Source organism: Streptomyces sp. NPDC001728 (assembly GCF_040297565.1).
In the GTDB taxonomy this organism is placed as follows: domain Bacteria; phylum Actinomycetota; class Actinomycetes; order Streptomycetales; family Streptomycetaceae; genus Streptomyces.
On record NZ_JBEOZK010000029.1, the window covers coordinates 33,151 to 57,272 of the forward strand.

Here is a 24,122-nt window from a genome sequence, read left to right on the forward strand (position 1 = left end):
CCGGAGAACACCGCGCCCGAAGGCGCGACTCCTGAGGGCATCGGTGTGGAGGCAGCGGCGACGGAACCGGCGAAGGACGGGGCGCCGGACGGGACCACGGAGAAGGCCGGGGCCGGGGTGGATGCCCCGGGTGACGATGCGTCGGACGGGGCGGACGAGGGGGACGGGGCGGACGAGGCGGCTGGGTCGGCTGTGGCGTCCGAGCCGTTCGACGCGGCTGAGGTCTCCGCGTCGGCCGAGTTCCCCGAGCCGGCGGAGTCGGCCGAGGTTTGGGACGTCGTGGTCGTCGGTGCCGGGCCGGGCGGCGCCTCCGCGGCCTACGCGGCGGCCGTGGCCGGGCGCCGGGTGCTGATCCTGGAGAAGTCGGAGCTTCCCCGCTACAAGACCTGCGGCGGCGGCATCATCGGCCCCTCCCGCGACTCCCTGCCGCCCGGCTTCGAACTGCCGCTCCAGGACCGGGTGCACGCCGTCACCTTCTCCCTGGACGGACGCTTCGCCCGCACCCGCCGCTCGCGCAAGATGCTCTTCGGGCTCATCAACCGGCCCGAGTTCGACGCGCAGCTCGTCGAGCACGCGCAGAAGGCCGGTGCCGAGCTGCGGACCGGCGCCACGGTGAGCCGGGTGGAACAGCACGGCCCGGCCGTGCCGGACCGGCGGACCGTCGCCGTCGTCCTCGCCGACGGCGAGACCGTGCTCGCGCGCGCGGTCGTCGGCGCCGACGGCAGTGCCAGCCGGATAGGCGCCCACGTGGGGGTGAAGCTCGGTCAGGTCGACCTGGGCCTCGAAGCGGAGATTCCCGTCCCGCCGTCCGTGGCGGAGGACTGGAAGGGCCGCGTCCTCATCGACTGGGGCCCGATGCCCGGCAGCTACGGATGGGTCTTCCCGAAGGGCGACACGCTCACCGTCGGCGTCATCTCGGCGCGCGGCGAAGGCGCCGCGACCAAGCGGTACATGGAGGACTTCGTCGCCCGGCTCGGCCTGTCCGGCTTCGAGCCCACCATCTCCTCCGGCCATCTGACGCGCTGCCGCACCGACGACTCGCCGCTCTCCCGCGGCCGGGTCCTCGTCTGCGGTGACGCGGCCGGTCTCCTGGAGCCGTGGACGCGTGAGGGCATCTCGTACGCGCTCCGCTCGGGCCGGCTCGCCGGTGAGTGGGCGGTACGGGTCGCCGAGGCCAACGACGCGGTCGACGCCCGGCGCCAGGCCCTGAACTACGCCTTCGCCATCAAGGCCGGGCTCGGCGTCGAGATGGCCGTCGGCCGGCGGATGCTCACGGTCTTCGAGCGGCGACCGGGACTGCTGCACGCGACGATAACGGGACTGCGGCCGGCCTGGAACGCCTTCGCGGACATCACCCGCGGCTCGGCGACCCTCGGCGGCATGGTCCGCTCGAACGGCATGGCCCGGCGCGCGCTGGAGCTCCTCGACAAGCGCATGGACACGACGACCGGAGTCGGCCCCGCGGGCCGGGGAGTCGCGCAGAGGGAGCGATCGGCGCCGGCGGACGAGGTTGAGGGCGAGGGTGCGGACGCGGGTGCCGGCGTTGGTGCGGGCACGGCCTCCGGCACGGCCTCCGGTACGGCCTCCGGTACGGCCTCCGGTACGGCCGAGGGCGCGGCCACGAAGGACGCCCAGGAGGCTCCGGGGGCTCCCGAGGCCGTCTGAGGTTCCCGGGATGTGATGCGTACGGCGGACGGGCTCCGTCACTCCGGTCGGCTCATGCCGCCGGAGTGGCGGGGCCCGTCGGCGTGATGCGGAAGACGGGGTGCTTGGGGGCGATGGCACGCAGCTCCGCGTCGGAGGAGTCGGCGCCGACGCCGCCGAAGAAGGCGCCGACCTCGGCCTTCCAGCGCTTGAGGTAGGCGCGGAGGAGCGCGGGCTTGTCGTCGTCGGAGACCTCGACGGCGGTGAACTCCTGCACGTGCTTGCCGAGGATCAGCTGCCCGCCGCCCGCGGCGCGCATGTTGTGGGTCCACTGGACGTGGCCGCGGGGCGCCACGAGGTAGCGGACGCCGTCGACCGTGAGGAGGTTGACGGGGGTGCGGCGCCACTCGCCGCTCTTGCGGCCCCGGACGGCGAGGACCCGGGAGCCCCAGACGCTGAACCCGCGCCGGGTCGCCCAGGCGACCGCGCGGTTGAACACGTTCACCGTGAACCAGCCGGGCTTCATGACGTGTGAGGCGGGGGTGGAGCCGGCGGGGGCGGAGTCGCTGTGGCTAGCGGACATGTCTTCCTCCTGTGGAAGCGATGGGGCGGCGGGGCGACGGGCGTCGGGACGGCGGCGGGAGCGAAGTGTGAGCACTGCTCTCGCTTGAGATCAGTGTGCACGCATCGCCGCTCACAATCAAGAGCAGCGCTCTCGTTTCGTATCGGCGCTCCGGAAATGGCACACTGCTCTCCATGACGACCGTTCGAGGAGCCCGCGCCCGCGCCCGTATCGAGATCACCGCAGCCATCAAGGACGAGGCCCGCACCCAGCTCGCCGCCGAAGGCGCCGCGAAGCTGTCCCTTCGCGCCGTCGCCCGTGAACTCGGCATGGTGTCCTCGGCGCTCTACCGCTACTTCCCGAGCCGCGACGACCTGCTCACCGCCCTGATCGTCGACGCCTACGACGCCGTCGGCGCCGGAGCCGAGCGGGCCGCCGCCGAGACCGCCGACCGGCGCCCCCTGGAACGCTGGACCGCCGTCTGCCGTGCGGTCCGCGCCTGGGCCGTCGCCCACCCGCACGAGTACGCCCTGATCTACGGCTCGCCGGTCCCCGGCTACACGGCCCCGCAGGACACCATCGCCCCCGCCGCCCGCGTCGGACTCGTCCTCATCGAGATCGCCCGCCGCGCCCACACCGGCGAGGGCGTCGCCCTCCCGCCGCTCCCGGAGGCCCTCCGCCCCGAGGCCGCCCGCCTCGCCGCCGACATCGCCCCGGACCTGCCCCCGGCGCTCGCCGTCGGCCTGGTGGCCGCCTGGTCGCAGCTCTTCGGCCTGATCTCCTTCGAGGTCTTCGGGCAGTTCCACCGGGTCGTCGAGGACCGCGACACCTTCTTCGCGACCGCCGCCCGCCGACTCGGCCAGGACGTGGGCCTGCTGCCACGCGGCTGACCCCGTACGAGGGGCCGGGTGCCGTGCCGCCACCCGTCAGCCGGTCACGGGTGGCGGCGCTGTGCGGTCCCGTACGGGCGGTGCGGTCTGGGGCGTCGTCATGTCGAGCAGGCCCAGGTCGTCCTGCGCTGGCTGACCCGGCGCGGTGTCGCCGCCATCCCCAAGTCCGTCCGCGCCGAGCGCATGGCCGAGAACTTCGACATCTTCGACTTCGTGCTCACCGACGAGCAGATGGCCGCCATCGCCACCCTCGACACCGGCAGCACCCTGTTCGTCGACCACCACGACCCCGCCGTGGTCGACTGGCTCGCCCAGCGCCGCGTCGGCTGAACCGCCCGTCTACTCCGGTGGAAGTACGCGTGACCACCCCGTCGGGCTGACGTCCTCGGAGCGCCCCCGCGACTAGCGTGGCGGGCATGGACCAGGAGCGGACCGGCGGGCGCGGGCACCGGCACGAGGACGGACCCCTCGCACACGGACGCGAACGCGCGAGCGGACGGCGGCGCGGGCCCGGGTGGCGCGAACACGGCATCGCGGCGTCCCGGCTCGACGGCCGGGAGCCCCACCACCCCCGCCGCTCCGGCAGCCGTGGCCTGCCCTGGCGCTCCACCGTCGTCATCACCCTGATCGTCATGGCCGGGACCGGCTTCGCCGCCCGCAACCAGCCCGACCGCGAGGCGGTCGACGCGCTCGGGCGCGCCCTGCTGCTTCTCGGAGCGGCGCCGCTGCTGTTCCGCTACCGGTGGCCCGTACCCGTGGTGTTCACCGTCGCGGCCGTCACCCTCGGCTACCTCGTGGCCGGATACCCGTACGGCCCGGTCTTCGTCCTGATCGCCGTCGCCTGCTTCGCGGCCGTCGTACGCGGTCACCGCACCGCGGCCGCGTGGGCCCTCGGCCTCCTCTGGACCGGCCACCTGCTGCTCTCGCACTGGCTCTACCAGTGGCTGCCCCCGGCGGGTGACGGACCGGCGCCCTGGGGGCAGGAGCTCCCGGCGGCGGCGTTCGCCTTCGCCGTACTGGCCGCCTCCGAGACCGTACGGGTGCGGCGCGAGCAGCGGGCGCAGCTGCGGGCCGAGCGGGCCGCCGCCGAGCGGCGCCGCGCCGACGAGGAGCGGCTCCGCATCGCCCGGGAGCTCCACGACGTGCTCGCCCACTCGATCTCCGTGATCAACGTGCAGGCGGGCGTCGGCCTGGCCCTCCTCGACTCCGACCCCGAGCAGGCCCGCACCGCGCTGACCACCATCAAGGCGGCCAGCAAGGAGGCGCTCGGCGAGGTGCGCCAGGTCCTCGACACCCTCCGCACGCCCGGCGACGCACCCCGCGCCCCGACCCCCGGGCTCGACCGGCTCCCCGAACTCGTCGAACAGGCCGCCGCCACCGGTCTCACCGTCGCCGTGGCGACGAGCGGACCGCGTACGGCCCTGCCGCCGGGCGCCGACCTCGCCGCCTTCCGGATCGTGCAGGAGGCCCTCACCAACGTGGTGCGCCACTCCGGTTCCCGTACGGCCCGGGTAGGGATCGAGTACGGCTCCGGCCGGGTGGATCTGACGGTCGACGACGAGGGCCCCGCCACCGGGACCGAGGCGGGCGGCAGCGGCAACGGGCTCGCCGGGATGCGGGAACGGGCCGCCGCCCTCGGCGGCACCATCGAGGCGGGCGCCCGCCCGGACGGCGGCTTCCGCGTCCACGCCGTACTCCCGATCCGCACCGAGGAGACCTCGTGATCCGTGTGCTGCTGGCCGACGACCAGTCGCTGGTACGGGCGGGGTTCCGCGCCCTGCTCGACGCCCAGCCGGACATCGAGGTGGCGGGCGAGGCGGCCGACGGCGCCGAGGCGGTGGAGGGGGTGCGGACCCTGCGCCCCGACGTCGTCCTCATGGACATCCGCATGCCCCGGCTCGACGGCCTCGAGGCCACCCGGCGCATCACGGACGACCCGGACCTCGGTGAGGTCCGGGTCGTCATGCTGACCACCTTCGAACTCGACGAGTACGTCTTCGAGGCGATCCGTGCAGGGGCCTCCGGATTCCTCGTCAAGGACACCGAGCCGGAGGAACTGCTCCGCGCCGTCCGTGCGGTCGTCCACGGTGACGCCCTGCTCTCGCCGGGCGTCACCCGCAGACTGATCGAGGAGTTCGCCGCCCGCTCCAAGGCGCCGGGGGCCACCGCCGCGCTCGGCGTGCTGACCGAGCGGGAGCGGGAGGTGATGGCCCTGGTGGGGATCGGACTGTCGAACGAGGAGATCGCCCGCCGCCTCGTCGTCAGCCCGCTCACCGCCAAGACCCACGTCAGCCGCGCCATGGTGAAGCTCGGCGCCCGCGACCGCGCCCAACTCGTCGTCCTCGCCTATGAGTCGGGGCTCGTGCGGCCGGGCTGGCTGGGCTGAGGCGGGGCCGCCCGGGGCCGGCGCGGGGTCGGCTCCGGGCCGGCTCGAAGGCGGTCGGGGCAAGTCGGGGTCGGCTCGGGGTCGGCTCGGGGTCCGATCCCGGAGCCGGATCCCGGCGTCAGATCCCGGAGGTCTCCCGCCACAGCCGGGCGAGTCCCTCGTCGCCGGTCAGCGTCACCGCCTCGACGGGCAGCCGGTTCCAGAGCGTCAGGTACAACCGGTCGGCGGGGCCGCTCAGTTCGGCGTCAGGCGTTTCCGCCGCCGCGCTCCCCGTCGCTGCCGCCGCGTCCTCGCGCTCCGTCCGGGGCGGTTCGTCCGCCGACAGGCGTACGGTCCAGGTGTCGCCGGTGTCCGTCGTCCGCATCCGCAGGGTCCGGGGCTGGGGCGTACGGACCCGGCTGCGGTCCTGGCCGTGGAAGCCCCGCAGCAGCTCGTCGATGCCGTCTGCGGCGACGGCCGGGTCCACCGGCCCGGGGCCGGCCGCGAGCGCCGACTCGGCGTCCGCGCGGTGGACGGTCGTCTCATGGGCCTGCCGCCGCGCCCAGAACGCCAGCGGCGACGAAGCGGGCATGAAGGTCCAGCACTCCAGCGTCTCCGGCGTCGTCCGGAGCGCCGCCACCAGGGCCGTATGGCCCTCGCGGTAGTACGCGAGCAGCGCGTCGCCGTCGAGCTCCGGTCCTCCGGCCGGCGGCAGGGGCGAGGTGCGCCGCTCGACCACCAGGTCCGTGGCCCAGCGGTGCACCTTCGCCGTGTGCCGGAGGAGGTCCCTGATCCGCCACTCGGGGCAGGTCGGCACCTCCGCGTCCGGCCCGGCCTTCTCCGCCGCGTCCGCGAGGGCCCGGCCGGCCTCTTCCAGGGCGTCGATGTGCTCCGCGATCTTCATGGTTCCCCCGGTGTTCTCGTCCATGGCGCCGATTCTCGCAGCCCGGAGGCCGGAACGCCGGAGTTCCCGACACCTGTGGCGAGGGCTCAACCCGCCCTGGACTCTCCGGCGTTCCGTGCCCAGTAGCCCATCGCCGCCGCTCCGGCGGCGAGCACCGCGACCGTGGTGAGCGCCACGGGCAGGGAGATCAGGTCGGCGAGGAAGCCGATGGACGGCGGGCCGAGCAGCATCCCTCCGTAGCCCAGCGTGGACGCCGTCGCCACCCCGCCGGGTCCGGCCACCGCGCCCGCGCGGGCCACGGCGACGGGGAAGATGTTGGCGAGGCCGAGACCGGTCACCGCGAAGCCGAGGAGCGTGGCCCAGACGGTGGGTGCGAGCGCGCCGAGCAGCATCCCGGCGGCGGCCGTCGCGCCGCCCGCGACCAGGGTGCGGGTCTGGCCGAGGCGTTCGAGCAGGGCGGTGCCGGAGAGACGCCCGGCGGTCATCGTCAGGGCGAAGGCGGAGTACCCGGCGGCGGCGACGCCGGGGTGCGCGCCGAGGTCCTGTTCGAGATGGAGCGCGCCCCAGTCCGCGAGCGCGCCTTCGCCGTACGCCGTGCAGAGCGCGATCACCCCGAAGACGAGCACGGTGCGCCGCGCCGCGCCGGACGGCCGTGCGCCACCGCCGGCCCCGGGGGCGGGCGTGGGCGCGAGGAATTCCGGCGTGGCTGGGGAGGGGTGCCGCAGGAGTACGGGCCCGGCGGCGGCGGTCAGGACCAGCCCGACGCCCGTGAGGCCCAGCAGATGAGCGGTGGGGGACAGGCCTCCGGCGAGCAGTCCGCCGAGCCCCGCGCCCAGCATGCCGCCGAGGCTGAACGCGGCGTGGAAGCTCGGCATCACCGGGCGCCGCAGCGCGGTCACGAGGTCGACGGCGGCGCTGTTCATGGCGACGTTGATGCCGCCGTACGCGGCGCCGAAGACGAGCAGGACGAGTCCGAGCGCGAGCGGGGAGCGGGTGAGCGCCGGCAGGGCGACGGAGAGCGACAGGAGGACGGCGGTCACCACGGTGACGGTGTGCGCGCCGTAGCGGCGGCACAGCCGGCCCGTCAGGGTCATGGTGATCACGGCGCCCGCCGACACCCCGAGGAGGGCGAGGCCGAGATCTCCGGCCGAGGCGCCGGTCTGCTGCTTGACGGCGGGGATCCGGACCACCCAGCCGGCGAACAGGAAGCCGTCGAGGGCGAAGAAGAGGGTCAGGGCGGCGCGGAGGCGGGGCAGGGGGTCGGTGGCGGTGTCTCCGCCGGAACCCCCCGATACGGCCGTCCGCACTTTGTTTAGTAGCGGCACAAACTAAGGATAGGGGGCGACGGCGGCCGGAATCAACCGTGCGGGCAGCGCGGGAACGCGGGCCGGGACCGTGCGCCCACCGGGGTACGGGACCGTCGTACCGCCCGATCGTGGGAGACTCGCCCCCATGAACGGCAAGGCGACGACGACCCGGACACGGCTGGACAGGGGGCGCAACGCGCTCGGCCCCGCGCTGGAACTGGTGCACACCGGAAGGGCGCCGACACGGGCCGTCCTCACCGCCGAACTCGGCGTCACCCGCGCCACCGCCGGCGCGGTCGCCGCCGAACTTGAGGCCCTCGGCCTCATCCGCGTCGACTCCAACCCCGGCGCCGCCGCCGGCTCCCAGGGCCGGCCCTCGCACCGCCTCGCCGTCGACGAGACGGGCCCCGTCGCCCTCGCCGCCCAGGTCCACGCCGACGGCTTCCGCGCCGCACTCGTCGGCCTCGGCGGCACCATCGTCGCCACCGCCCCAGGCTGTGTCACCGTCTCCGCCGACCCCGCGCAGGTCCTCGGCGCCGTCGTCGACGCCGGTGCCGCGCTGCTCCGCGAGAGCGGCCGACGCTGCGTGGGCGCCGGGCTCGCCGCCCCCTCCGCCGTCGCCGAGCCCGAGGGCACCGCGCTCAACCCGCTGCACCTCGCCTGGCCCGCCGGTGCGCAGGTCCGGCAGATCTTCGCCGAGCGGGTACGGGCCGCCGGCATCGAAGGCCCCGCATTCACCGGCAACGACGTGAACCTCGCCGCCCTCGCCGAGCACCGCCACGGCGCCGGGCGCGGCGCCCGCGACCTGCTGTGCGTGGCCACCGGCCACCGGGGCGTCGGCGGCGCGCTCGTCCTCGACGGGCGCCTGCACACGGGCAGCTCGGGCCTCGCCCTGGAGGTCGGCCACCTCACGGTGAACCCGGAGGGACGCCCCTGCCACTGCGGCAGCCGGGGCTGCCTGGACGTCGAGACCGACCCGCTGGCCTTCCTGACCGTCGCGGGCCGCACCCCCGGCCCCGAGGTCTCCCTGCTCCAGCAGTCCCGCGACCTGCTGCGCACCAGCCCCGACGACCCGGGCGTCCGGGTCGCCGTCGGGGAGCTGATCGACCGTCTGGGCCTCGGCCTCGCGGGCCTGGTGAACATCCTCAACCCGGACCGGATCATCCTCGGCGGCCTCCACCGGGAACTCCTCGACGCCGACCCCGAGCGCCTCCGCGCGGTCGTCGCCGACCGCAGCCTCTGGGGCCGCAGCGGCGGTGTGCCGATCCTCCCCTGCACCCTGGACCACAACAGCCTCGTGGGCGCCGCCGAGCTGGCCTGGCAGCCGGTCCTGGACGACCCGCTGGCCGCGTTGAGCCGCGAAGCGGTCTGAGTCGACCCGAGTCGTCCGAACCGGCCTGAGCGGGCGGAACGCCCGGTGCGCGCATCGTGCCCGTCAGGTGCCCGCGGCTACACCTCCGGCCGGCCCTCCGCCAGCGCGGCCAGGCGGTCGAGTGCCATGCGGGTGCCCGTCTCGTTGTCGGTGGCGGGGATCCCGTCGGGAACGCCCTCGTGGACGAGGACCACCTCGGTCCCGCCCTCCATCGGGATCAGCGTGGTCGTGAGGGTCATCGGGCCCCGCAGTCCGGGGTCGCCCGTCTCGAACTCGGTGACCTCGACCACCCGTTCGTCTGGTAGCAGCTCCACGAAGCGCCCGTGGTACGTGTCCGTGCGGGCCCCCGACTTGCCGGTTCCGCCCTCCTCCGCCCCGTACGTGAGGGAGATCCGGAAGACGCCCCCCTCGCGTGCGTCGAAGTCGTGCACCTCGCAGGTCATTCCGTACGGCACCCGCCAGCGCCCGACGGCCTCCGGATCGAGGAGGGCCCGGTACACGGCCGAGGGCGGGGCGTCGACATGGCGGGAGACGCGAGTGCTGTACACGCCTTCCAGGCTAGGACGAGTCTGCGCGCACCGCGCTTCTTCGGCCCCTCCGGCCGAAAACCGCTGGGGGAGCGGGCCCGGACGACGTACCGTTCCGCTCCGTGACCACCCAAAATGATCTTCCTCCGCGCCTCGGCAGTCTCACTTTCCACGGCCCGCTCTCCGAGGCCAGGGCCGCTCGCCTCATCGAGCGCCTCGCCGCCACCGGGCCCGCCGACGTGCTCGACATCGGCTGTGGCTGGGGCGAGTTGCTCCTGCGCGTCCTGGACGCCGCGCCCACCGCCAAGGGCATCGGGATCGACATCAACGCCGAGGACCTGGCCCGTGGCCGCAAGCTCGCCGAGGCGCGCGGACTCGCCGACCGGGTCGAGTTCGTCGAGGAGTCGGCGCTCGGCACCGAGCGGGGCCCCGTCGACGCGATCCTCTGCCTCGGCTCCAGCCAGGCGCTCTGCGACCCCGAGGTGCACGACCCCGCCGCCGCTTTGCGTGAACTGCGCCGTCTCGTCCGCCTCGGGGGCCGGGTCGTGCTCGGCGAGGGCTTCTGGGAACACGCCCCCACCGAGGCCGAACTGGCCGGCATGTGGCCCGGCGCGCACAGCGGCGACCACCTGAGCCTGGGCGCCCTCGTCGACCTCGCGATCGAGGCGGGCTTCCGCCCCGCGTGGATCGAGACGGCGAGCCAGGACGAGTGGGAGGAGTTCGAGTCGGGCTACCGCTACGACACCGAGGTCTGGCTCGCCGCCCACCCCGACCACCCGCTCGCCGCCGAGACGCGCGAGCGCGTCGACCGGCAGCGCTCCACCTGGGTCAACGGCTACCGGGGCGTCCTCGGCATCGCGTACCTCACGCTGGTCGCCGTGGCCTGACCCCAGCGGGGAACGCGGGCCCGCGCCCGCGTCCCCGGGCTCAGATCGATCGCGGTCACCGAGGAAGGCCCTCCCTCGGTGACCGCGTACCCCCACCGCGTACCCCCACCGCGTACCCCCACCGCGTACCCCCACCGCGTACCCCCACCTCGCACTCCCCTCGTACTCCCCTCGTACTCCCTCCGTCGTACGCGCGAAGCCGCTGCCCGTACGACGCCCCGAACCCCCTCCCGGCGAGAGGCTCGAAGCAGGACATCACCACAGCGCACCGAGGAGCTGAACCCTCATGAACACACTCGCCTACGCGGGCCCCGGCCCGTGGGCCCTGCTCTTCCCCCTCGTCTGGGCCGTCGCGATCGTCGGGATCGTCACCGTCGCCCGGCGCGCCGGATGGCGGCGCGGCCGATACGGTCACGGCCCCTACGGCGGCTTCGACCGCGAGGGATCCCTCGGCCGTGACGGTGGTCCGGACGAGAACTCGCCGATCGCCCTGCTCGGCCACCGGTTCGCGGCCGGCGAGATCGACGAGGACGAGTACTGGCGCCGGCTGACCGTCCTCGAGGAGCAGTTCGGCCGCACCACGGACCCCAAGGGGCGTCGGGCATGACCACGCCCCGCACACCGTCCCCGTACCCGCCCGCCCCGCAGCCCCCGGCCGGGGCCGCCTCTCGGGCGACTCCCGCCGGGCCCGTGTCCGTGCGCGTCGTCGACGCCGTCAAGGTCTACGGGCGCGGCGACACCGAGGTCCGGGCCCTCGACGGGGTGAGCGTCGACTTCCCCGACGGCCGATTCACCGCCGTCATGGGCCCCTCGGGCTCCGGCAAGTCCACCCTCATGCACTGCGCCGCCGGGCTCGACACCCTCACCTCCGGCGCCGTCCTCCTCGGCGACACCGACCTCTCCGCACTCGACGACCGCCGCCTCACCCTGCTGCGGCGGGACCGGATCGGCTTCGTCTTCCAGGCGTTCAACCTGCTGCCGACGCTCACCGTCGCCGAGAACATCACCCTCCCGCTCGACCTCGCGGGGCACACCGTGGACCGTGAGCGGTTCGACCGGCTCGTCGACACCGTGGGGCTGCGCGACCGGCTCCACCACCGGCCGAGCGAGCTGTCGGGCGGGCAGCAGCAGCGGGTGGCCGTCGCCCGCGCCTTCGCCGGCGACCCCGACGTCGTCTTCGCCGACGAGCCCACCGGCAACCTCGACTCGCGCTCCGGCGAGGAGGTGCTGCGGCTGCTCGGCCGTACAGCACGGGAGACCGGCCGTACGGTCGTCATGGTGACCCACGACCCGGTCGCCGCCGCCCACGCCGACGAGGTGATCTTCCTCGCGGACGGCCGGCTCGTCGACCGCATGACGGCCCCGACGGCCGACCGCGTACTCGACCGTATGAAGGCCTTCGAGGGCGGGCCGACACCCGCGACCGGCCACCGGCCCGCGACCGCGCCCCTCGCGACCGGGGGAGTGGCGCCATGAGAACCCCCGCCGCCCTCCGCCTCGCCCGTTCCTCCCTCAGCGCTCACCGGCGCCGTTTTTTCGGCACCTTCGCCGCCGTGCTCCTCGGGGTCGCCTTCCTCACCGGCACCCTCGTCATGGGCGACACCCTGCGCGCGAGCTTCGACTCGCTGTTCACCGGCGCGACCCGTGGCACCGACGCCGTCGTCCGCAGCGCCGTCACCGTGACCGCCCCGGGCGAGGCGCAGGGCACCCGGGGCCCCGTCGACGCGGCGCTCGCCGAGCGCCTCGCGCGCGTGCCCGGGGTCGTGGCCGCCGCGCCCCGGATCGAGGGCGCGGGCCAGCTCCTGGCCGCCGACGGCACCCCCGTCGGCGGCAAGGGCCCGCCCACCCTCGCCGGGAACTGGATCGACGACCCGGCCCTCAACCCGTACAAGCTCGCCGAAGGCCGTGCCCCGCGCGCGACCGGCGAGATCGTCGTCAACCGGGGCGCCGCCAAGACGGCCGGTCTCGGACTGGGCGACACGACGGTGCTGCGCACCCCCGACCCGGTGAAGGTCACCGTCGTCGGTCTGGCCACCTTCGGCGGCGAGGACGGCATGGGCCAGGTCACCTGGGCCGGCCTCACCCGCGCCGACGCGGAGAAGCACCTGACCGCGCGCCCCGGCGAGGCGACGAGCATCGCCGTACGCGCCGGGCCCGGCGTCTCCCAGGAGGAACTGGTCACCGCCCTCGCGCCCGCCCTGCCCGGCGGGGTCGAGGCGATCACCGGGCAGCGGGCCGCCGAGGAGAACACGGAGATGGTCTCCGGCCGCTTCCTCAGCCTCTTCACCACCTTCCTGCTGGTGTTCAGCGGGGTCGCGGTGCTCGTCTCGGTCTTCACCATCCACAACACCTTCGCCGTCCTCGTCGCCCAGCGGACCCGCGAGAACGCCCTGCTGCGCACGCTCGGCGCGGCCCGCCGCCAGGTCGTCACCGGCACCCTCGTCGAGGCGCTCGCCATCGGTCTGCTCGCCTCGCTCGGCGGGCTGCTCGCCGGGGTCGGCGTCGCCGCCGGACTCCAGGCGCTCTTCCCGGCCGTCGGATTCCCCTTCCCCGAGGGCGACCTCGTCGTGTCCGGCACCTCGCTGGTGCTCCCGCTCGCCGTCGGACTCGCGGTCTGCGCCGGCTCGGCGCTGCTCCCCGCCGTACGGGCCGGTCGTACGGCCCCGCTCGCCGCGCTCCGCGAGACGCGGGTCGACACCTCGGGCACCTCACGCGCGCGCGTGCTGACCGGCGGCGCCCTGCTCGGCGTGGCGGTCGGCACCGTCCTCACCGGAGTGCTCGCCGCGCCCTCGCTCTGGCTCGCCGCCACCGGCGCCGCGCTCGCCGTCGCCGCCTTCGTGGTCCTCGGACCGGTCGCCGCCTCGGTCGCACTCCGGGTCCTCGGCCGCCCGCTGCGCGGGGCCAACCGGGGCCTCGCCCGCCGCAACGCGCTGCGCAGCCCCGGGCGTACGGCCGCCACGGCCACCGCCCTGATGATCGGCGTCGCCGTGGTCACCCTCTTCACCGTCTTCGGCGCCTCCCTCAAGGCGACGATGGACGACACGGTCGACCGTTCCTTCGCGGGCGACGTGGCCATCAGCGGGGCCTCGTTCGGTGCGGGCGGCGCCGGGCTCAGCCCGGGTCTCGCGCCCGCCGTCGCCGCCCTGCCCGAGGTGGACACCGCCGTCGGCCTGGGGCGGGGAGTGGCCGACGTCGACGGCCGGGGCCGGGCCCTGACCGTCACCGACCCGGCCGCGCTCGCCCGCACCCTCGATCTGGGGGCGGTACGGGGCTCCCTCACCGGCCTGGGCACGGACGGTCTGGCCGTCGCCGCCGACGAGGCCGCCTCGTCCGGTCTGAGCCCCGGCCGGACGGCCGTGCTGACGTTCACGGACGGCACCCGCCGCACCTTCACCGTCCGGGCGGTCTACGAACGCTCCGACCTGGCGGGCGACTACCTGGTCACCCGGGAGGCGTGGGCGCCGCACCGCACCCAGGACGCCGACCGGCTGGTCGCCGTCTCCTTCGCGGAAGGTGTCACCGCCCAACGGGGCAAGGCGGCGGTGACGGAGGTCGCCGACCGGTACGGCAGGCCCGATGTGCAGACCAGGGAGGAGTACGCGGAGTCCTCCGCGGGCGGCATCGACATGATGCTCACCCTCGTCTACGCGCTCCTCGCCCTCGCCGTCCTGATCGCCCTGCTCGGCATCGCGAACACGCTGACCCTGTCCGTCCACGAACGCACCCGGGAACTGGGCCTGTTGCGGGCCGTCGGACAGACCCGGGCGCAGCTGCGGGCCATGGTCCGGTGGGAGTCGGTCCTGGTGGCCGCGTTCGGCACGCTCGGCGGGCTGACGCTCGGCGGCTTCCTGGGATGGGTGCTCGTCCGCGCCTCGGAGGGCTCGGGCGACAGCGCGTTCGTCTTCGCCCTGCCCGTGGTGCGGCTGGCGGCCGTGGCGCTGGTCGGGCTGCTAGCCGGGGCCGTGGCGGCAGGGCGTCCGGCCCGCGGGGCGGCCCGGCTGGAGATCCTCCGGGCGATCGCCACGGAGTGAGCACGGCGGGGGCCGGGCCCGTGGGCCGACGGACGTTCCTTCCGGAGCGCCGGTCAGCCCGCGTGGCCCACCGGCACCCGGCGGGCCCTGGCGACAGCGGGCGCCGGCGCGAGGGTGGGACCGGGGGCCGCGGCCGGATCGGCCGGGACGCCGACGGGGACGCCCGGGAAGGGCGCGTACCCCAGGAAGGGGCCCTCGGTGGTGGAGCCGTACACGGCGCAGGAACCCGTCACGACCGGGACGGCGGGCGGTGGCGCCGAGAGGGTGAACCACACCACCTTCCCGTCGGCCCCGCAGGGGCGGACGCCCCAACTCTCGCTGACCGCGCCGACGATGGCGAGGCCGCGGCCGGAGGTGGCCAGCCCGTCCGCACCGCCGGAGAGGTCGAAGGCGTCGAGCGGGTCCGCGGAGCCGGCCTGCGGCATCCGGGGGTCGTGGTCCCGGACGGAGACCGTGAGACGGTCGAGCAGCAGCTCGATCTCGACGGTGCACCGCTTGTCCGGCCGCGCGTGCCGGTGGACATTGGTCAGAAGCTCGGTGACGCCCAGGACGGCGGGATCGACCAGGGCGTCGAGACGCCAGTGGCGCAGATGCGCGGAGACAATCCTGCGGATCTGACCGATCCGCGACGGCAGGGCCTGGAGCTCCACCGCGTAATACCTGCTCGGCTCGCTGATCACGGCTGCGACTCCCCGAAGTAGTCCGGAAGAAGACGAAGATTCGGATCTCACATGCGGTACAGCAGGGTGGCGACCTGAACGTGATGTCACCACCGGTCAACCCTCGGTGAGGTGGCTCCAGCCTGAACCAGTGGTGACCGTCCCGCAACTCACGGCGACGGGGTCGGCGCGGCCCGCCGTCCGTTTCGGGGCCGCCGAAGGGGTTCAGCGGCGGCCCGCCGCCCGCTTCAGGGCCGCGAGGAAGCGCCCCGACTCCTCCGCGCCCTCGTGACGGGCCTCCTCGGCGTCCCCGCTCCCGCCCTGGTCCTTGTGCAGCGTCAGCCGGTAGCGGGTGCCGTTGACGGTCGCCACCGCCTCGTCGGGCTTCGCGAACCACGGGCGGCCCGCCCGGACCGCGTCCACCGGGGCGCTGTCGATCTCGCTGCCGTAACTCGTGAGCAGCGCGAGACGGCCGCCCTCGATGCGGACCTCGCCCGCGCGCGTCAGTGACCTGGGCCAGCGGGCGATCCCCACGCCCCTGGCAGTGAACTCGGGTTCCGACATGTCGATCCGCCCCTCTCACCCGGTTGTCGTTCCCAGTGTGCCGGGCCTTCGGCGCCCGCACCAGTGGCCCTTCCGCAAGCCATCCCTATGGAGAGTCAAAGGAAACGTTTGCCCAGGTGAGAGGGGTATTGTCGGCATCGGGACAAGCGGGGGAAGCGACCGAGGAGAGGCACGGATGAGCACCACGGAGAACAGCGCGGTGAGCGGCGTCGCCGCCGCGGCGGTGACCGTCGACGTCGACCGCAGCGATCCGGCGTACCGGAGCTGGCTCAAGGAGGCCGTCCGCAAGGTCCAGGCGGACGCCAACCGTTCCGCCGACACCCACCTGCTGCGCTTCCCGCTCCCCGAGAAGTGGGGCATCGACCTCTACCTCAAGGACGAGTCGACCCACCCCACCGGCAGCCTCAAGCACCGGCTCGCCCGCTCCCTCTTCCTGTACGGCCTCTGCAACGGCTGGGTCCGGCCGGGCAAGCCCGTCATCGAGGCCTCCAGCGGCTCGACCGCCGTCTCCGAGGCGTACTTCGCGAAGCTCATCGGCGTGCCGTTCATCGCCGTGATGCCGCGTACGACCAGTCCCGAGAAGTGCCGGCTCATCGAGTTCCACGGCGGGCGGTGCCACTTCGTCGACGACTCGCGCACGATGTACGAGGAGGCCGTCGCGCTCGCCGAGCGGACCGGCGGCCACTACATGGACCAGTTCACCTACGCGGAGCGGGCCACCGACTGGCGGGGCAACAACAACATCGCCGAATCGATGTACCAGCAGCTGAAGCTGGAGCGCTACCCGGAGCCCGCCTGGATCGTGGCCACCGCGGGCACCGGCGGCACCTCGGCCACCATCGCCCGCTACGTCCACTACATGCAGCACGACACCCGGATCTGTGTCGCCGACCCGGAGAACTCCTGTTTCTTCGACGGCTGGACGCACCACGACCCGAACGCCACCGCCGACTGCGGCTCGCGCATCGAGGGCATCGGGCGCCCCCGGATGGAGCCCAGCTTCGTGCCCGGGGCCGTCGACCGGATGATGAAGGTGCCCGACGCGGCGAGCGTCGCCGCCGTCCGTGCGCTGGAGACCGCGATCGGCCGCAAGGCGGGCGGCTCCACCGGCACCGGGCTGTGGAGCGCCTTCAAGATCGTGGCCGAGATGGTCGCCCACGACCGGACCGGCAGCGTCGTCACACTGATCTGCGACCCCGGCGAGCGCTACCTCGACAAGTACTACTCCGACGAGTGGCTCGCCGCGCAGGGGCTCGACATCGCCCCGTACACGGCCGTCATCGAGCGCTTCCTGGCGACGGGGGCCTGGCCGGAGTGAGCCGCCGGTCGAGCCGTCGGGCGGCGTCCCTGAAGGACATCCCCACACCCGGCCCGGCGAGCCGCAGCGCGAGCCGGAACGGGGTCGCGCCGGCGGCGGCCATCGTCCACCGCAGCCGGGTGCCCCGGCCGTCGGGGGAGAGGACCCACTCCTCCGCCATGGCCGTCACGCCGGGGGCGTTGGTGGAGTCCACCCGGTAGGCGTACCGCAGGTCGGGCTCGGCGGCCAGGATCGTCTCCTCGAAGACGATCCCGCCCCGGAGCCGGACGGTGCGGCCGGCCCCGTCGCCGGTCGGGACGGCGGAGGTCACCGCGGTGAACCAGGCGGGCGTGCTCCCCACCTCGACGGCGAGCGACCGGTAGACGACCGGGGGCGGTGCGGCGAGCGCCGCCGTGAACACCAGGCGGACGGGCGCGGATGCGGTGAAGTCGAGCTCCACCGGCGTCAGTCGGCGTGCCATGGACCGAACCTCCCAGGACGAAGCGGAAGAGCACCCTAGCTGACGCGCTGTCAACAACACAGGGGGAGGGTGTGCGGAAAGGCCTGTCGAGCGGTTCCCCGCCCGCCGCCTTCGGCGCCGCCGACCCGGCCGGCCTCGCCCGCCGCACTCAAGGCGCCGGCTCACCCCCGCCGCCCCCGCTCAGCCGTTCCGCAGCAGCCCGTCCACCGCGCGGCCGAACAGGAACCGTCCCGCCCGCCCCAGCACCGGATCGAAGATCCGCGGCAGCCCGCGCACGGACAGCTCCTCCGTCCACACCACCCGGCTGCCGCCACCGGGCACTCCCGTGACCTCGACCAGCGCCCAACCCCGTACCACCCGGCCCGACTTCTCCAGCCGGCACACCCCGGAGCCGCCCGCCGCCGGAGGTTCCCAGCGCACGACCTCCATCGGGTCGTCGAAGGACAGCCTGCCGATTCCGGTACGGGCGGTGAACCGGGTCCCGGTCCCGTTCGGGCCAGGGGTCAGCACCCGCGTCCGGGTCAGTGGCACCTGCCGGCCGTGCGCCGGCCAGTCCGTGAGCCGCCGCCACACCTCCTCCGGTGCCGTCGGCGCCGTCCGCTCCACCCGGAAGAGGGTCACTCCTGCTCCTCGCCCGCCACCACCAGCCCCGGCAGGTGCTCGGTGACCTCCGCGCGTACTCCCTCGGACAGCCCCCGGTCCGTCACCCAGGTGTCCACCTCGGTCAGGTCGGCGAAGGAACTCAGCCCCACCGTCCCCCACTTGGTGTGGTCCGCGACCACCACCACCTGGCGCGCGGACCGCATCAGGCACCGGTTCGTCTCCGCCTCCGCCAGATTCGGCGTGGAGAGACCGGCCTCCACCGACACGCCGTGCACGCCCAGGAACAGCAGGTCGAAGTGGAGCGAGCGGACCGCCCGGTCCGCCACCGGTCCCACCAGGGCGTCGGACGGGGTGCGCATGCCGCCGGTCAGCACCACCGTCGCCGCGCCGCGCCGCGACTCGCTTCCGCCGGAGGTGAGTTGGGCCTCGTGGAACACGTCCGCCACCCGTACCGAATTGGTCACCACCGTCAGGTCCGGCACGTCCAGGAGGTGCCGGGCGAGGGCGTAGGTGGTCGTGCCGCCGGACAGGGCGATCGCCGTACCCGGTGACACCAGGGCCGCCGCCGCGCGCGCGATGTCGTCCTTGGCGCTCGGTTCGAGCACCGACTTGGCCTCGAAACCCGGCTCGTGGGTACTCGCCTCGACCACCGGAACGGCCCCGCCGTGCACCTTCGCGAGCATGCCCTGCCGGGCCAGCGCGTCGAGGTCGCGGCGGATCGTCATGTCCGAGACGCTCAGACGACGAGTCAGCTCGTTGACCCGGACGCCGCCGCGCCGCCGGACCTCGTCGAGGATCAGGGCGCGCCGCTGCTCCGCGAGGAGGTTCTGGTTGTCAGTCACCGCCGGGGCCGGTCCTTCCGCAGAAGACAAGGGGATGGGTGTCGGATTCGGTGAGGGACGGTGCGCAGGGGCACGCCCGTCCGCGATCCTGGTGCCGACGTCGCATCTTCCCACTCCGAGAGGAAGTCGCCTCAGTGTCCCCTGCCACACCCGCCCCGGAGAGCGGGGGCGCGGCGCTCGAACTCCTCGTCCACGGAGTCGGCGGAGCCACCCCCCAGGACATGCTCGACGACCCCAGGACCGTACGGGTCACCGGCGACCGGACCGCCGCCGTGTACCGCCGCGCCGAGGACCTCGACGCCGAGGAGCACCCCGAGCGGTACGCCGCCCGGCCGGTCCCGGAGGCGTACTGCTGGTCGAACCTCACCTCCGGCGACGGCGCCCGCGCCCTCTGGCTGCTCCTCCTGCCCTTCATGGTCGTCAACCTGGCGCACTGGATGCGCCCGCCGGCCCGGCGTCGCCCGGGACTCGTCCGGCTGTACGGGGTGCTCGTGAGGCTCGTCGCCCTCACCCTCACCGTGCTGCTCACCGCCGCGGCCTGCGAGGTCGCGCTCGATCTGACGGCCTGGCAGTGCGCGGCCACGGCGGGCTGCGCCGACGCGCACTCCTGGCTGGGCTTCCTCTCCGCCGGCCGTGGCGGCTGGTGGTCCCTGCCGGGCCGCCGCCTCGCGCTCGCCGCGCTGGTGCCGACGGCGCTGGTCGGCCTGCTCTGGTACCTCTCGAACCGCACGTGGAGCGCGTACGAGGCCCAGCGCCCGCCCGCCGGGTACGACGCCCCGCTGCCGGACCCCCGAACCGACCCGGAACCCGCCGGTGCGGAACGGGCCGATGGGGAGGCACACGGCACCACGTCCGGCGGCATCACGTCTTCCGGCACCACTCCACCTGACACCGACCCCGCCGAACCCCGCCCCGCCCTCGGCCGCCCCGGATTCTGGTACGGCCGCCGCCTCGTCGCTCGCCTGCGGGCCGCGCACACCGCCGCCGGGTTCCTCACCGTCGCCGCCGCCCTCGTCACCGCCACCGTCCGACACGACGCCGTGAACCCGGGTCCCGGTGCCGTCCCGGGCCGGCTGCTCCAGGCCGGCGTGGCGGTCCTCGCCCTGGTCGTCCTCTGGGTCGTGTGCCGTCGAGGCCGCAGCGAGCGCCGCCTCGACCTGCGCGTCGAACGGGCCCTGGTCTCCTGGCTGCCCGGTGCCTCCCTCGCCCTCCTCGTGCTCACCGCCCTGTACGCCTGCTGGTCCCGCCCCGGCTGGGCCTCCACCGGCACCCTCCCCGGCGACGCCGTGTTCGGCGCCCTCACCCTCGCCCAGGGCGGCCTCGTCGTCGCCCTCGGCGTGGTCGCCCTGCTCCTCCAGCGGCCCCGCCGGGACCCGCGTACCGCCCTGCGCGGACTCGGCGGCCCCGCCGTCGCGATGCTCGCCTGCGCCCTCGGCGGGGTCATGTCCGGGGGAGTGGCCCAGCGGGTCGCCGACTGGCTCGACGGCCCCGCCACCCCCGGCATGGGCGACGCCGGCCCCCGGATCGCCCCGCCCGTGCTGCTCAGCTGGCAGGCGTCCGTGATCCCGGTGCTGCTCCTGCTGCTGCTCGCGCCCGCCGCCGTCCTCGCCGTACGGACCGTGCTGGCCGGCCGGCGGCTGCGGGCCGCCGTCGAGGCCGACTACCCGGGCGACGAGCGGGACCCCGTCCGCACCGGGCAGATCGCGGACGGCCGGGCGAGGGCATCGCTCACCGACTCCGCGCCCGTTCTCGTCGGCGTGGTCTCCGGCGCCACCCTGCTCCTCGGGGCCGGCTCCGTCGCGGGCGCCTGGACCAGCGGCAACGTCCCGGGGCGGGCCTTCGACGGCGCCCACCCCGCCCTCGCCTCGCTCGCCTCGGCGACCCAGGCCCTCGGCTCCTGGATGATCGGCTTCGGCTTCCTGCTCTTCGTCACCTGGGGCCGCCGCGCCTACAAGGACGCCTCCGCCCGCCGCACCATCGGCATCCTCTGGGACGTCGGCACCTTCTGGCCGCGCGCCGCCCACCCCTTCGCCCCGCCCTGCTACGCCGAACGGGCGGTCCCCGACCTCACCTGGCGGATGAGTTCCTGGACCCGCAGCACCGGCGGCAGGCTCGTCATCTCCGGCCATTCCCAGGGGAGCGTGCTGGCCGCGGCGGCCGTCTGGCAGCTGCGCCCCGACACCCGGCGCCGCGTCGCGCTCCTCACCTACGGCTCACCCCTGGAGCGGCTCTACGGGCGCTGGTTCCCGGCCTACTTCGGCCCCGAGGCGCTGCGCGGCCTGAACCGCACGGTCCACTGCTGGAGCAACCTCCACCGGGCCACCGACCCCATCGGCGGACCCGTCCGGGTGCCCGCCGAGGACGGCAGGCCGATGGTCGACGCCGAGGTCCTGCTCGACCCGGTCGCCTACGGCCGCACCCGCGAACACCCGCTGCCCGAACCGATACTGGGCCACTCCGACTACCAGGCCGACCCGGTCTTCGCCGACCGGCGCTCCGCCCTCCTCGACCGTCTGCCGCCCGCCCTCCCACGGCAGCGGGGCGGCAACGAACCCTCGGATCAGGGGAGTTCGGGAAGATCGTCCGGGTAGAGCAGCGTCAGGTCGTCCGTGCTCGTCTCGGCGAGCGCGGAGACCCGGCCCGCGTGCCGCTCCACCATCGACTCGAAGGTCTGCCGGGCGGTGCGCCCGTTGCCGAACGCCGGGCCCTTCGGCAGCTTCGCGAAGTACACGAGCAGTGCCTCGTCGGTGCCCGCGGCGAGCCGGTACTCGTGCTCGTCCGCCTGCTGGCCCACGATCCGGAGCAGCTCGTCCGGATCGTAGTCCCCGAACGTGATGGTCCGTGAGAAACGGGAGGCCACACCGGGGTTGACGGTGAGGAAGCGCTCCATCTCCGCCGTGTAGCCCGCGACGATGACCACCACCGCGTCCCGGTGGTCCTCCATCAGCTTCACCAGCGTGTCGATCGCCTCACGGCCGAAGTCCCGGCCCGAGTCCTCCGGCGACAGGGCGTACGCCTCGTCGACGAACAGCACCCCGCCGCGCGCCCGGTCGAAGGCCTCCTGGGTCCGGATGGCCGTCGAGCCGATGTGCTCGCCGACCAGGTCCACCCGGGAGACCTCCACCAGATGACCGCGCTCCAGGACCCCGAGCGAGGCGAGGATCTCGCCGTACAGCCGGGCCACCGTGGTCTTTCCGGTGCCGGGGTTGCCGGTGAAGACCAGATGGCGGCGGACCGAGGCCGCCTTGAGCCCCGCCTCCTGGCGCCTGCGCCCCACCTCGATCATGTTGGTGAGGCTGCGCACCTCCAGCTTCACGCTCTCCAGACCCACCAGGGCGTCCAGTTCCCCGAGCACGTCCTGCGAGGAGCGGGCCGACGGCGCGGGCTCCGGGGCGACCGGCACCGGAACCGCCGGTGCCGGGGTGCGGGGCACGGGCACCGTCCCGAGCAGCCCCGGCGACTGCGTGGCCGTCAGGACCGTCCCGCCGTCCGGTACGGAGGAGCGGACCGCGCTCTCGTCGCTCGTGCAGTCCTCGGCGCTCGCCCCCTCCTCCGGGAACTCGTAGCCGCCGCGCGCGCAGCGCTCCGTACGGCACTTGCGCAGGCTCGTCCGGCAGCCGTCCGTGACGTGGAACCCGTAGCCGCCGCTGCCCGTGACCCGGCAGCCGGTGAACGTGCCGCGGCCCTCCGCGGAGACGTAGAAACCGGCCTCGGCGGGCGAGGTGACGGTGCACCGGTCGATCGTCGGGTCGGCGCCCTTGGTGACGATGACGCCGGTCTGCACGGAGTCGATCGTGCAGCCGCCGAGGGTGCCGCCGCTGCCGTGGTCCCGGAACCAGGCACCCGTGGACGCCTCCCGGATCCGGCAGTCGTCGAGCTGGGCCGTGGCCCCGTCGCTCACCGACACCGCCGTGTTCCGCACCTGCGAGAGGTCGCTGTCGACGACGTCCACCCGCGAACCCCGGTCGAGGACGAACAGCGCGTCCGGTACGTCGTGCACCCGGCAGGCGTCGAGGACGGCGGTCGCCCCGTCGCTGACCCACACCGCCGGGTAGTCGCCCGTGCTGTCGTGGATCTCGCACTGGTTGGCGTCCACCCGCGTTCCCGGGTCCCACACGGAGAGGCCGTTGCGGCCGAACCGGCGGACGGTCGACCGGGTCAGCGTCAGCACCGAGCGGGAGCGCAGGTCGACCGCGTTCTCCGGCACGTCGTGGATATCGCAGTCCGACAGCGTCAGGACCGCGTCCGTGTCGAGGGTGATGCCGTCCGCCGAGGTGCGGTGCACCGAGGAGTCCGTGAGGTGCGCGGTGGCCCTGGCCGCGATCTGCAGGCCCGCGCCCCTGATCTCGTACACCTCGCAGCCGACGCCCTCAAGGCCGCTGCCCTCGCCGGTCACGGCGATCCCGGCGCCGGACGCGTGGTGGACCCGGCAGCGCTCCAGGCGGGGATGCGCCCCGCCCCGTACCGAGATCCCCGCCTGTCCGGCGGACACCACCTCGCACTCCTCGAACACCCCGCCCGCGCCGTCGAGCACGGCGATGCCGACCCCGGCGGGATTGTCGACCGTGCAGCGCCGGACCGTCGGGCGGGCCGAACCCCGCACCTCTATCCCGGCGGCCGAGCGGGTCATGATCCGCAGGTCGAGCAGTTCGGGGGTGCCGTCCTCGACGAGCAGCGCCGGCGCGGCGACGTCCTGCCCCTCGATGTGCAGGTCCCGCACGGTCACGGAGGCGCGGAGCGTCAGCGGCACCCCGTCCGGCGGTGCGATCCGCACCGAGCCGATGCCGCCCTCGGGGCCGCGCAGGGTGACCGCCCGCCGCACCACGAGGTTCTCCCGGTACGTGCCGGGGGCGACGGTCAGCACGTCCCCGTCTCCGGCGGCCTCAAGAGCGGCGGCAAGCGAGGGGTACTCACCCGTGCGGCGCCGCCACCGCGATGTGCCGGTGTGCGTCACCTGGACCGTGCCCTGTGCCATGGGTGTGTCCTGCCCCCGCCTCATGCCTCGCCGCTGATCCGATGCCCCACCGTAGCGCGCGCCGGGCCACGGGGTTGACGGGTCTCGGGCCCGCACCCGTACGGGCGGCCGGGCAGGTGGCGGGCTCGGTCGGGGACGGTCGAGGGTGGTCGAGGTCGGTCGGGCTCGATCGAGCTCCGGCCTCGTCCGGCCCGGACGCGCCCCGCCCGCTC

The 24,122-nt window shown here is 74.6% G+C and carries 21 protein-coding genes and 1 pseudogene; 12 read left to right on the forward strand and 10 right to left on the reverse strand.

The features are described 5' to 3' along the window. The first annotated feature begins 279 nt into the window (after positions 1–279). A complete protein-coding gene (locus ABT154_RS31210) occupies positions 280–1,665 on the forward strand; it encodes a geranylgeranyl reductase family protein (protein ID WP_351861410.1) in 1,386 nt (461 codons plus the stop codon). A 52-nt stretch (positions 1,666–1,717) separates the two neighbouring features. On the opposite strand, the gene ABT154_RS31215 is transcribed toward ABT154_RS31210, so the two are convergent. Beyond that, a complete protein-coding gene (locus ABT154_RS31215; protein WP_351861354.1) occupies positions 1,718–2,227 on the reverse strand; it encodes a nitroreductase family deazaflavin-dependent oxidoreductase in 510 nt (169 codons plus the stop codon). A gap of 173 nt (positions 2,228–2,400) precedes the next feature. Here ABT154_RS31215 and ABT154_RS31220 point away from each other — a divergent pair, with 173 nt between their 5' ends. From ABT154_RS31220 to ABT154_RS31235, 4 genes and pseudogenes are all read left to right on the forward strand, one after another. Beyond that, entirely contained in the window at positions 2,401–3,096 is a 696-nt protein-coding gene (locus ABT154_RS31220; RefSeq protein ID WP_351861356.1) for a TetR/AcrR family transcriptional regulator, read from the forward strand. 111 nt (positions 3,097–3,207) lie between these two features. Beyond that, positions 3,208–3,426, forward strand: a pseudogene (locus ABT154_RS31225) (aldo/keto reductase); the annotation flags it as partial. 77 nt (positions 3,427–3,503) lie between these two features. Continuing rightward, the gene (locus ABT154_RS31230) at positions 3,504–4,820 is read left to right on the forward strand and encodes a sensor histidine kinase (protein WP_502969630.1); all 1,317 of its coding nucleotides are present in this window, start codon (positions 3,504–3,506) and stop codon (positions 4,818–4,820) included. Next, positions 4,817–5,482, forward strand: a complete 666-nt coding sequence (locus ABT154_RS31235) for a response regulator (RefSeq protein WP_351861360.1) — start codon at positions 4,817–4,819, stop codon at positions 5,480–5,482. Before ABT154_RS31230 ends, ABT154_RS31235 begins: the two co-directional genes overlap by 4 nt. Positions 5,483–5,600: 118 nt before the next feature. Here the strand turns inward: ABT154_RS31235 and ABT154_RS31240 are convergent, their stop codons facing one another. Together ABT154_RS31240 and ABT154_RS31245 are read right to left on the reverse strand one after the other, a co-directional pair. Then, positions 5,601–6,365, reverse strand: a complete 765-nt coding sequence (locus ABT154_RS31240; RefSeq protein WP_351861412.1) for a maleylpyruvate isomerase family mycothiol-dependent enzyme — start codon at positions 6,363–6,365, stop codon at positions 5,601–5,603. 86 nt (positions 6,366–6,451) lie between these two features. Beyond that, positions 6,452–7,690, reverse strand: coding sequence for an MFS transporter (locus ABT154_RS31245; protein WP_351861362.1), 1,239 nt, complete (start codon positions 7,688–7,690; stop codon positions 6,452–6,454). Positions 7,691–7,817: 127 nt separating this feature from the next. On the opposite strand from ABT154_RS31245, the gene ABT154_RS31250 reads away from it, so the two are divergent. After that, the gene (locus ABT154_RS31250; protein ID WP_351861363.1) at positions 7,818–9,044 is read left to right on the forward strand and encodes an ROK family protein; all 1,227 of its coding nucleotides are present in this window, start codon (positions 7,818–7,820) and stop codon (positions 9,042–9,044) included. Positions 9,045–9,121: 77 nt separating this feature from the next. Here the strand turns inward: ABT154_RS31250 and ABT154_RS31255 are convergent, their stop codons facing one another. Further along, on the reverse strand, positions 9,122–9,592 hold the full coding sequence (locus tag ABT154_RS31255; RefSeq protein ID WP_351861365.1) for an SRPBCC family protein: 471 nt from the start codon (positions 9,590–9,592) through the stop codon (positions 9,122–9,124). Between the two features lie 101 nt (positions 9,593–9,693). Here ABT154_RS31255 and ABT154_RS31260 point away from each other — a divergent pair, with 101 nt between their 5' ends. The 4 genes from ABT154_RS31260 to ABT154_RS31275 all read left to right on the forward strand — a co-directional run bounded on the left by ABT154_RS31260 (position 9,694) and on the right by ABT154_RS31275 (position 14,489). After that, positions 9,694–10,458 (forward strand): SAM-dependent methyltransferase, encoded by a 765-nt coding sequence (locus tag ABT154_RS31260; protein WP_351861367.1) that lies wholly within the window; start codon positions 9,694–9,696, stop codon positions 10,456–10,458. 286 nt (positions 10,459–10,744) lie between these two features. Next, a complete protein-coding gene (locus ABT154_RS31265; RefSeq protein ID WP_351861368.1) occupies positions 10,745–11,065 on the forward strand; it encodes an SHOCT domain-containing protein in 321 nt (106 codons plus the stop codon). Continuing rightward, complete coding sequence (locus tag ABT154_RS31270; protein ID WP_351861370.1) at positions 11,062–11,934, forward strand: ABC transporter ATP-binding protein; 873 nt, start codon at positions 11,062–11,064, stop codon at positions 11,932–11,934. Before ABT154_RS31265 ends, ABT154_RS31270 begins: the two co-directional genes overlap by 4 nt. Further along, a complete protein-coding gene (locus ABT154_RS31275) occupies positions 11,931–14,489 on the forward strand; it encodes an FtsX-like permease family protein (RefSeq protein ID WP_351861372.1) in 2,559 nt (852 codons plus the stop codon). The genes ABT154_RS31270 and ABT154_RS31275 overlap by 4 nt, the downstream gene beginning before the upstream one ends. A gap of 53 nt (positions 14,490–14,542) precedes the next feature. Here the strand turns inward: ABT154_RS31275 and ABT154_RS31280 are convergent, their stop codons facing one another. Together ABT154_RS31280 and ABT154_RS31285 are read right to left on the reverse strand one after the other, a co-directional pair. Continuing rightward, entirely contained in the window at positions 14,543–15,169 is a 627-nt protein-coding gene (locus tag ABT154_RS31280; protein WP_351861374.1) for an ATP-binding protein, read from the reverse strand. Between the two features lie 204 nt (positions 15,170–15,373). After that, positions 15,374–15,712, reverse strand: coding sequence for a hypothetical protein (locus ABT154_RS31285; protein WP_351861376.1), 339 nt, complete (start codon positions 15,710–15,712; stop codon positions 15,374–15,376). Between the two features lie 175 nt (positions 15,713–15,887). Between ABT154_RS31285 and cds1 the strand changes: the two genes are divergently transcribed. Continuing rightward, positions 15,888–17,030 (forward strand): L-cysteine desulfhydrase Cds1, encoded by a 1,143-nt coding sequence (cds1, locus tag ABT154_RS31290; RefSeq protein WP_351861378.1) that lies wholly within the window; start codon positions 15,888–15,890, stop codon positions 17,028–17,030. Here the strand turns inward: cds1 and ABT154_RS31295 are convergent. The 3 genes from ABT154_RS31295 to ABT154_RS31305 all read right to left on the reverse strand — a co-directional run bounded on the left by ABT154_RS31295 (position 16,990) and on the right by ABT154_RS31305 (position 18,935). Beyond that, complete coding sequence (locus tag ABT154_RS31295; protein ID WP_351861380.1) at positions 16,990–17,490, reverse strand: SRPBCC family protein; 501 nt, start codon at positions 17,488–17,490, stop codon at positions 16,990–16,992. The genes cds1 and ABT154_RS31295 overlap by 41 nt on opposite strands. Before the next feature lie 180 nt (positions 17,491–17,670). Further along, the gene (locus ABT154_RS31300) at positions 17,671–18,111 is read right to left on the reverse strand and encodes an SRPBCC family protein (RefSeq protein WP_351861382.1); all 441 of its coding nucleotides are present in this window, start codon (positions 18,109–18,111) and stop codon (positions 17,671–17,673) included. Continuing rightward, positions 18,108–18,935: a DeoR/GlpR family DNA-binding transcription regulator gene (locus ABT154_RS31305; RefSeq protein ID WP_351861384.1), complete on the reverse strand. Its 828-nt coding sequence runs from the start codon at positions 18,933–18,935 to the stop codon at positions 18,108–18,110. The genes ABT154_RS31300 and ABT154_RS31305 overlap by 4 nt, the downstream gene beginning before the upstream one ends. Before the next feature lie 134 nt (positions 18,936–19,069). On the opposite strand from ABT154_RS31305, the gene ABT154_RS31310 reads away from it, so the two are divergent. After that, entirely contained in the window at positions 19,070–21,526 is a 2,457-nt protein-coding gene (locus tag ABT154_RS31310; protein WP_351861385.1) for a hypothetical protein, read from the forward strand. Here ABT154_RS31310 and ABT154_RS31315 read toward each other — a convergent pair. Next, entirely contained in the window at positions 21,496–23,910 is a 2,415-nt protein-coding gene (locus ABT154_RS31315) for a right-handed parallel beta-helix repeat-containing protein (protein WP_351861387.1), read from the reverse strand. The genes ABT154_RS31310 and ABT154_RS31315 overlap by 31 nt on opposite strands. Between the last annotated feature and the right edge of the window lie 212 nt (positions 23,911–24,122).

Excerpts from the sequence above, each read along its gene's own strand:
- ABT154_RS31215 (WP_351861354.1), bottom strand. The coding sequence starts at position 2,227 with ATGTCCGCTAGCCACAGCGACTCCGCCCCCGCCGGCTCCACCCCCGCC.
- ABT154_RS31220 (WP_351861356.1), top strand. The coding sequence starts at position 2,401 with ATGACGACCGTTCGAGGAGCCCGCGCCCGCGCCCGTATCGAGATCACC.
- ABT154_RS31240 (WP_351861412.1), bottom strand. The coding sequence starts at position 6,365 with ATGAAGATCGCGGAGCACATCGACGCCCTGGAAGAGGCCGGCCGGGCC.
- ABT154_RS31250 (WP_351861363.1), top strand. The coding sequence starts at position 7,818 with ATGAACGGCAAGGCGACGACGACCCGGACACGGCTGGACAGGGGGCGC.
- ABT154_RS31265 (WP_351861368.1), top strand. The coding sequence starts at position 10,745 with ATGAACACACTCGCCTACGCGGGCCCCGGCCCGTGGGCCCTGCTCTTC.
- ABT154_RS31270 (WP_351861370.1), top strand. The coding sequence starts at position 11,062 with ATGACCACGCCCCGCACACCGTCCCCGTACCCGCCCGCCCCGCAGCCC.
- ABT154_RS31275 (WP_351861372.1), top strand. The coding sequence starts at position 11,931 with ATGAGAACCCCCGCCGCCCTCCGCCTCGCCCGTTCCTCCCTCAGCGCT.
- ABT154_RS31285 (WP_351861376.1), bottom strand. The coding sequence starts at position 15,712 with ATGTCGGAACCCGAGTTCACTGCCAGGGGCGTGGGGATCGCCCGCTGG.
- cds1 (WP_351861378.1), top strand. The coding sequence starts at position 15,888 with ATGAGCACCACGGAGAACAGCGCGGTGAGCGGCGTCGCCGCCGCGGCG.
- ABT154_RS31295 (WP_351861380.1), bottom strand. The coding sequence starts at position 17,490 with ATGGCACGCCGACTGACGCCGGTGGAGCTCGACTTCACCGCATCCGCG.
- ABT154_RS31315 (WP_351861387.1), bottom strand. The coding sequence starts at position 23,910 with ATGGCACAGGGCACGGTCCAGGTGACGCACACCGGCACATCGCGGTGG.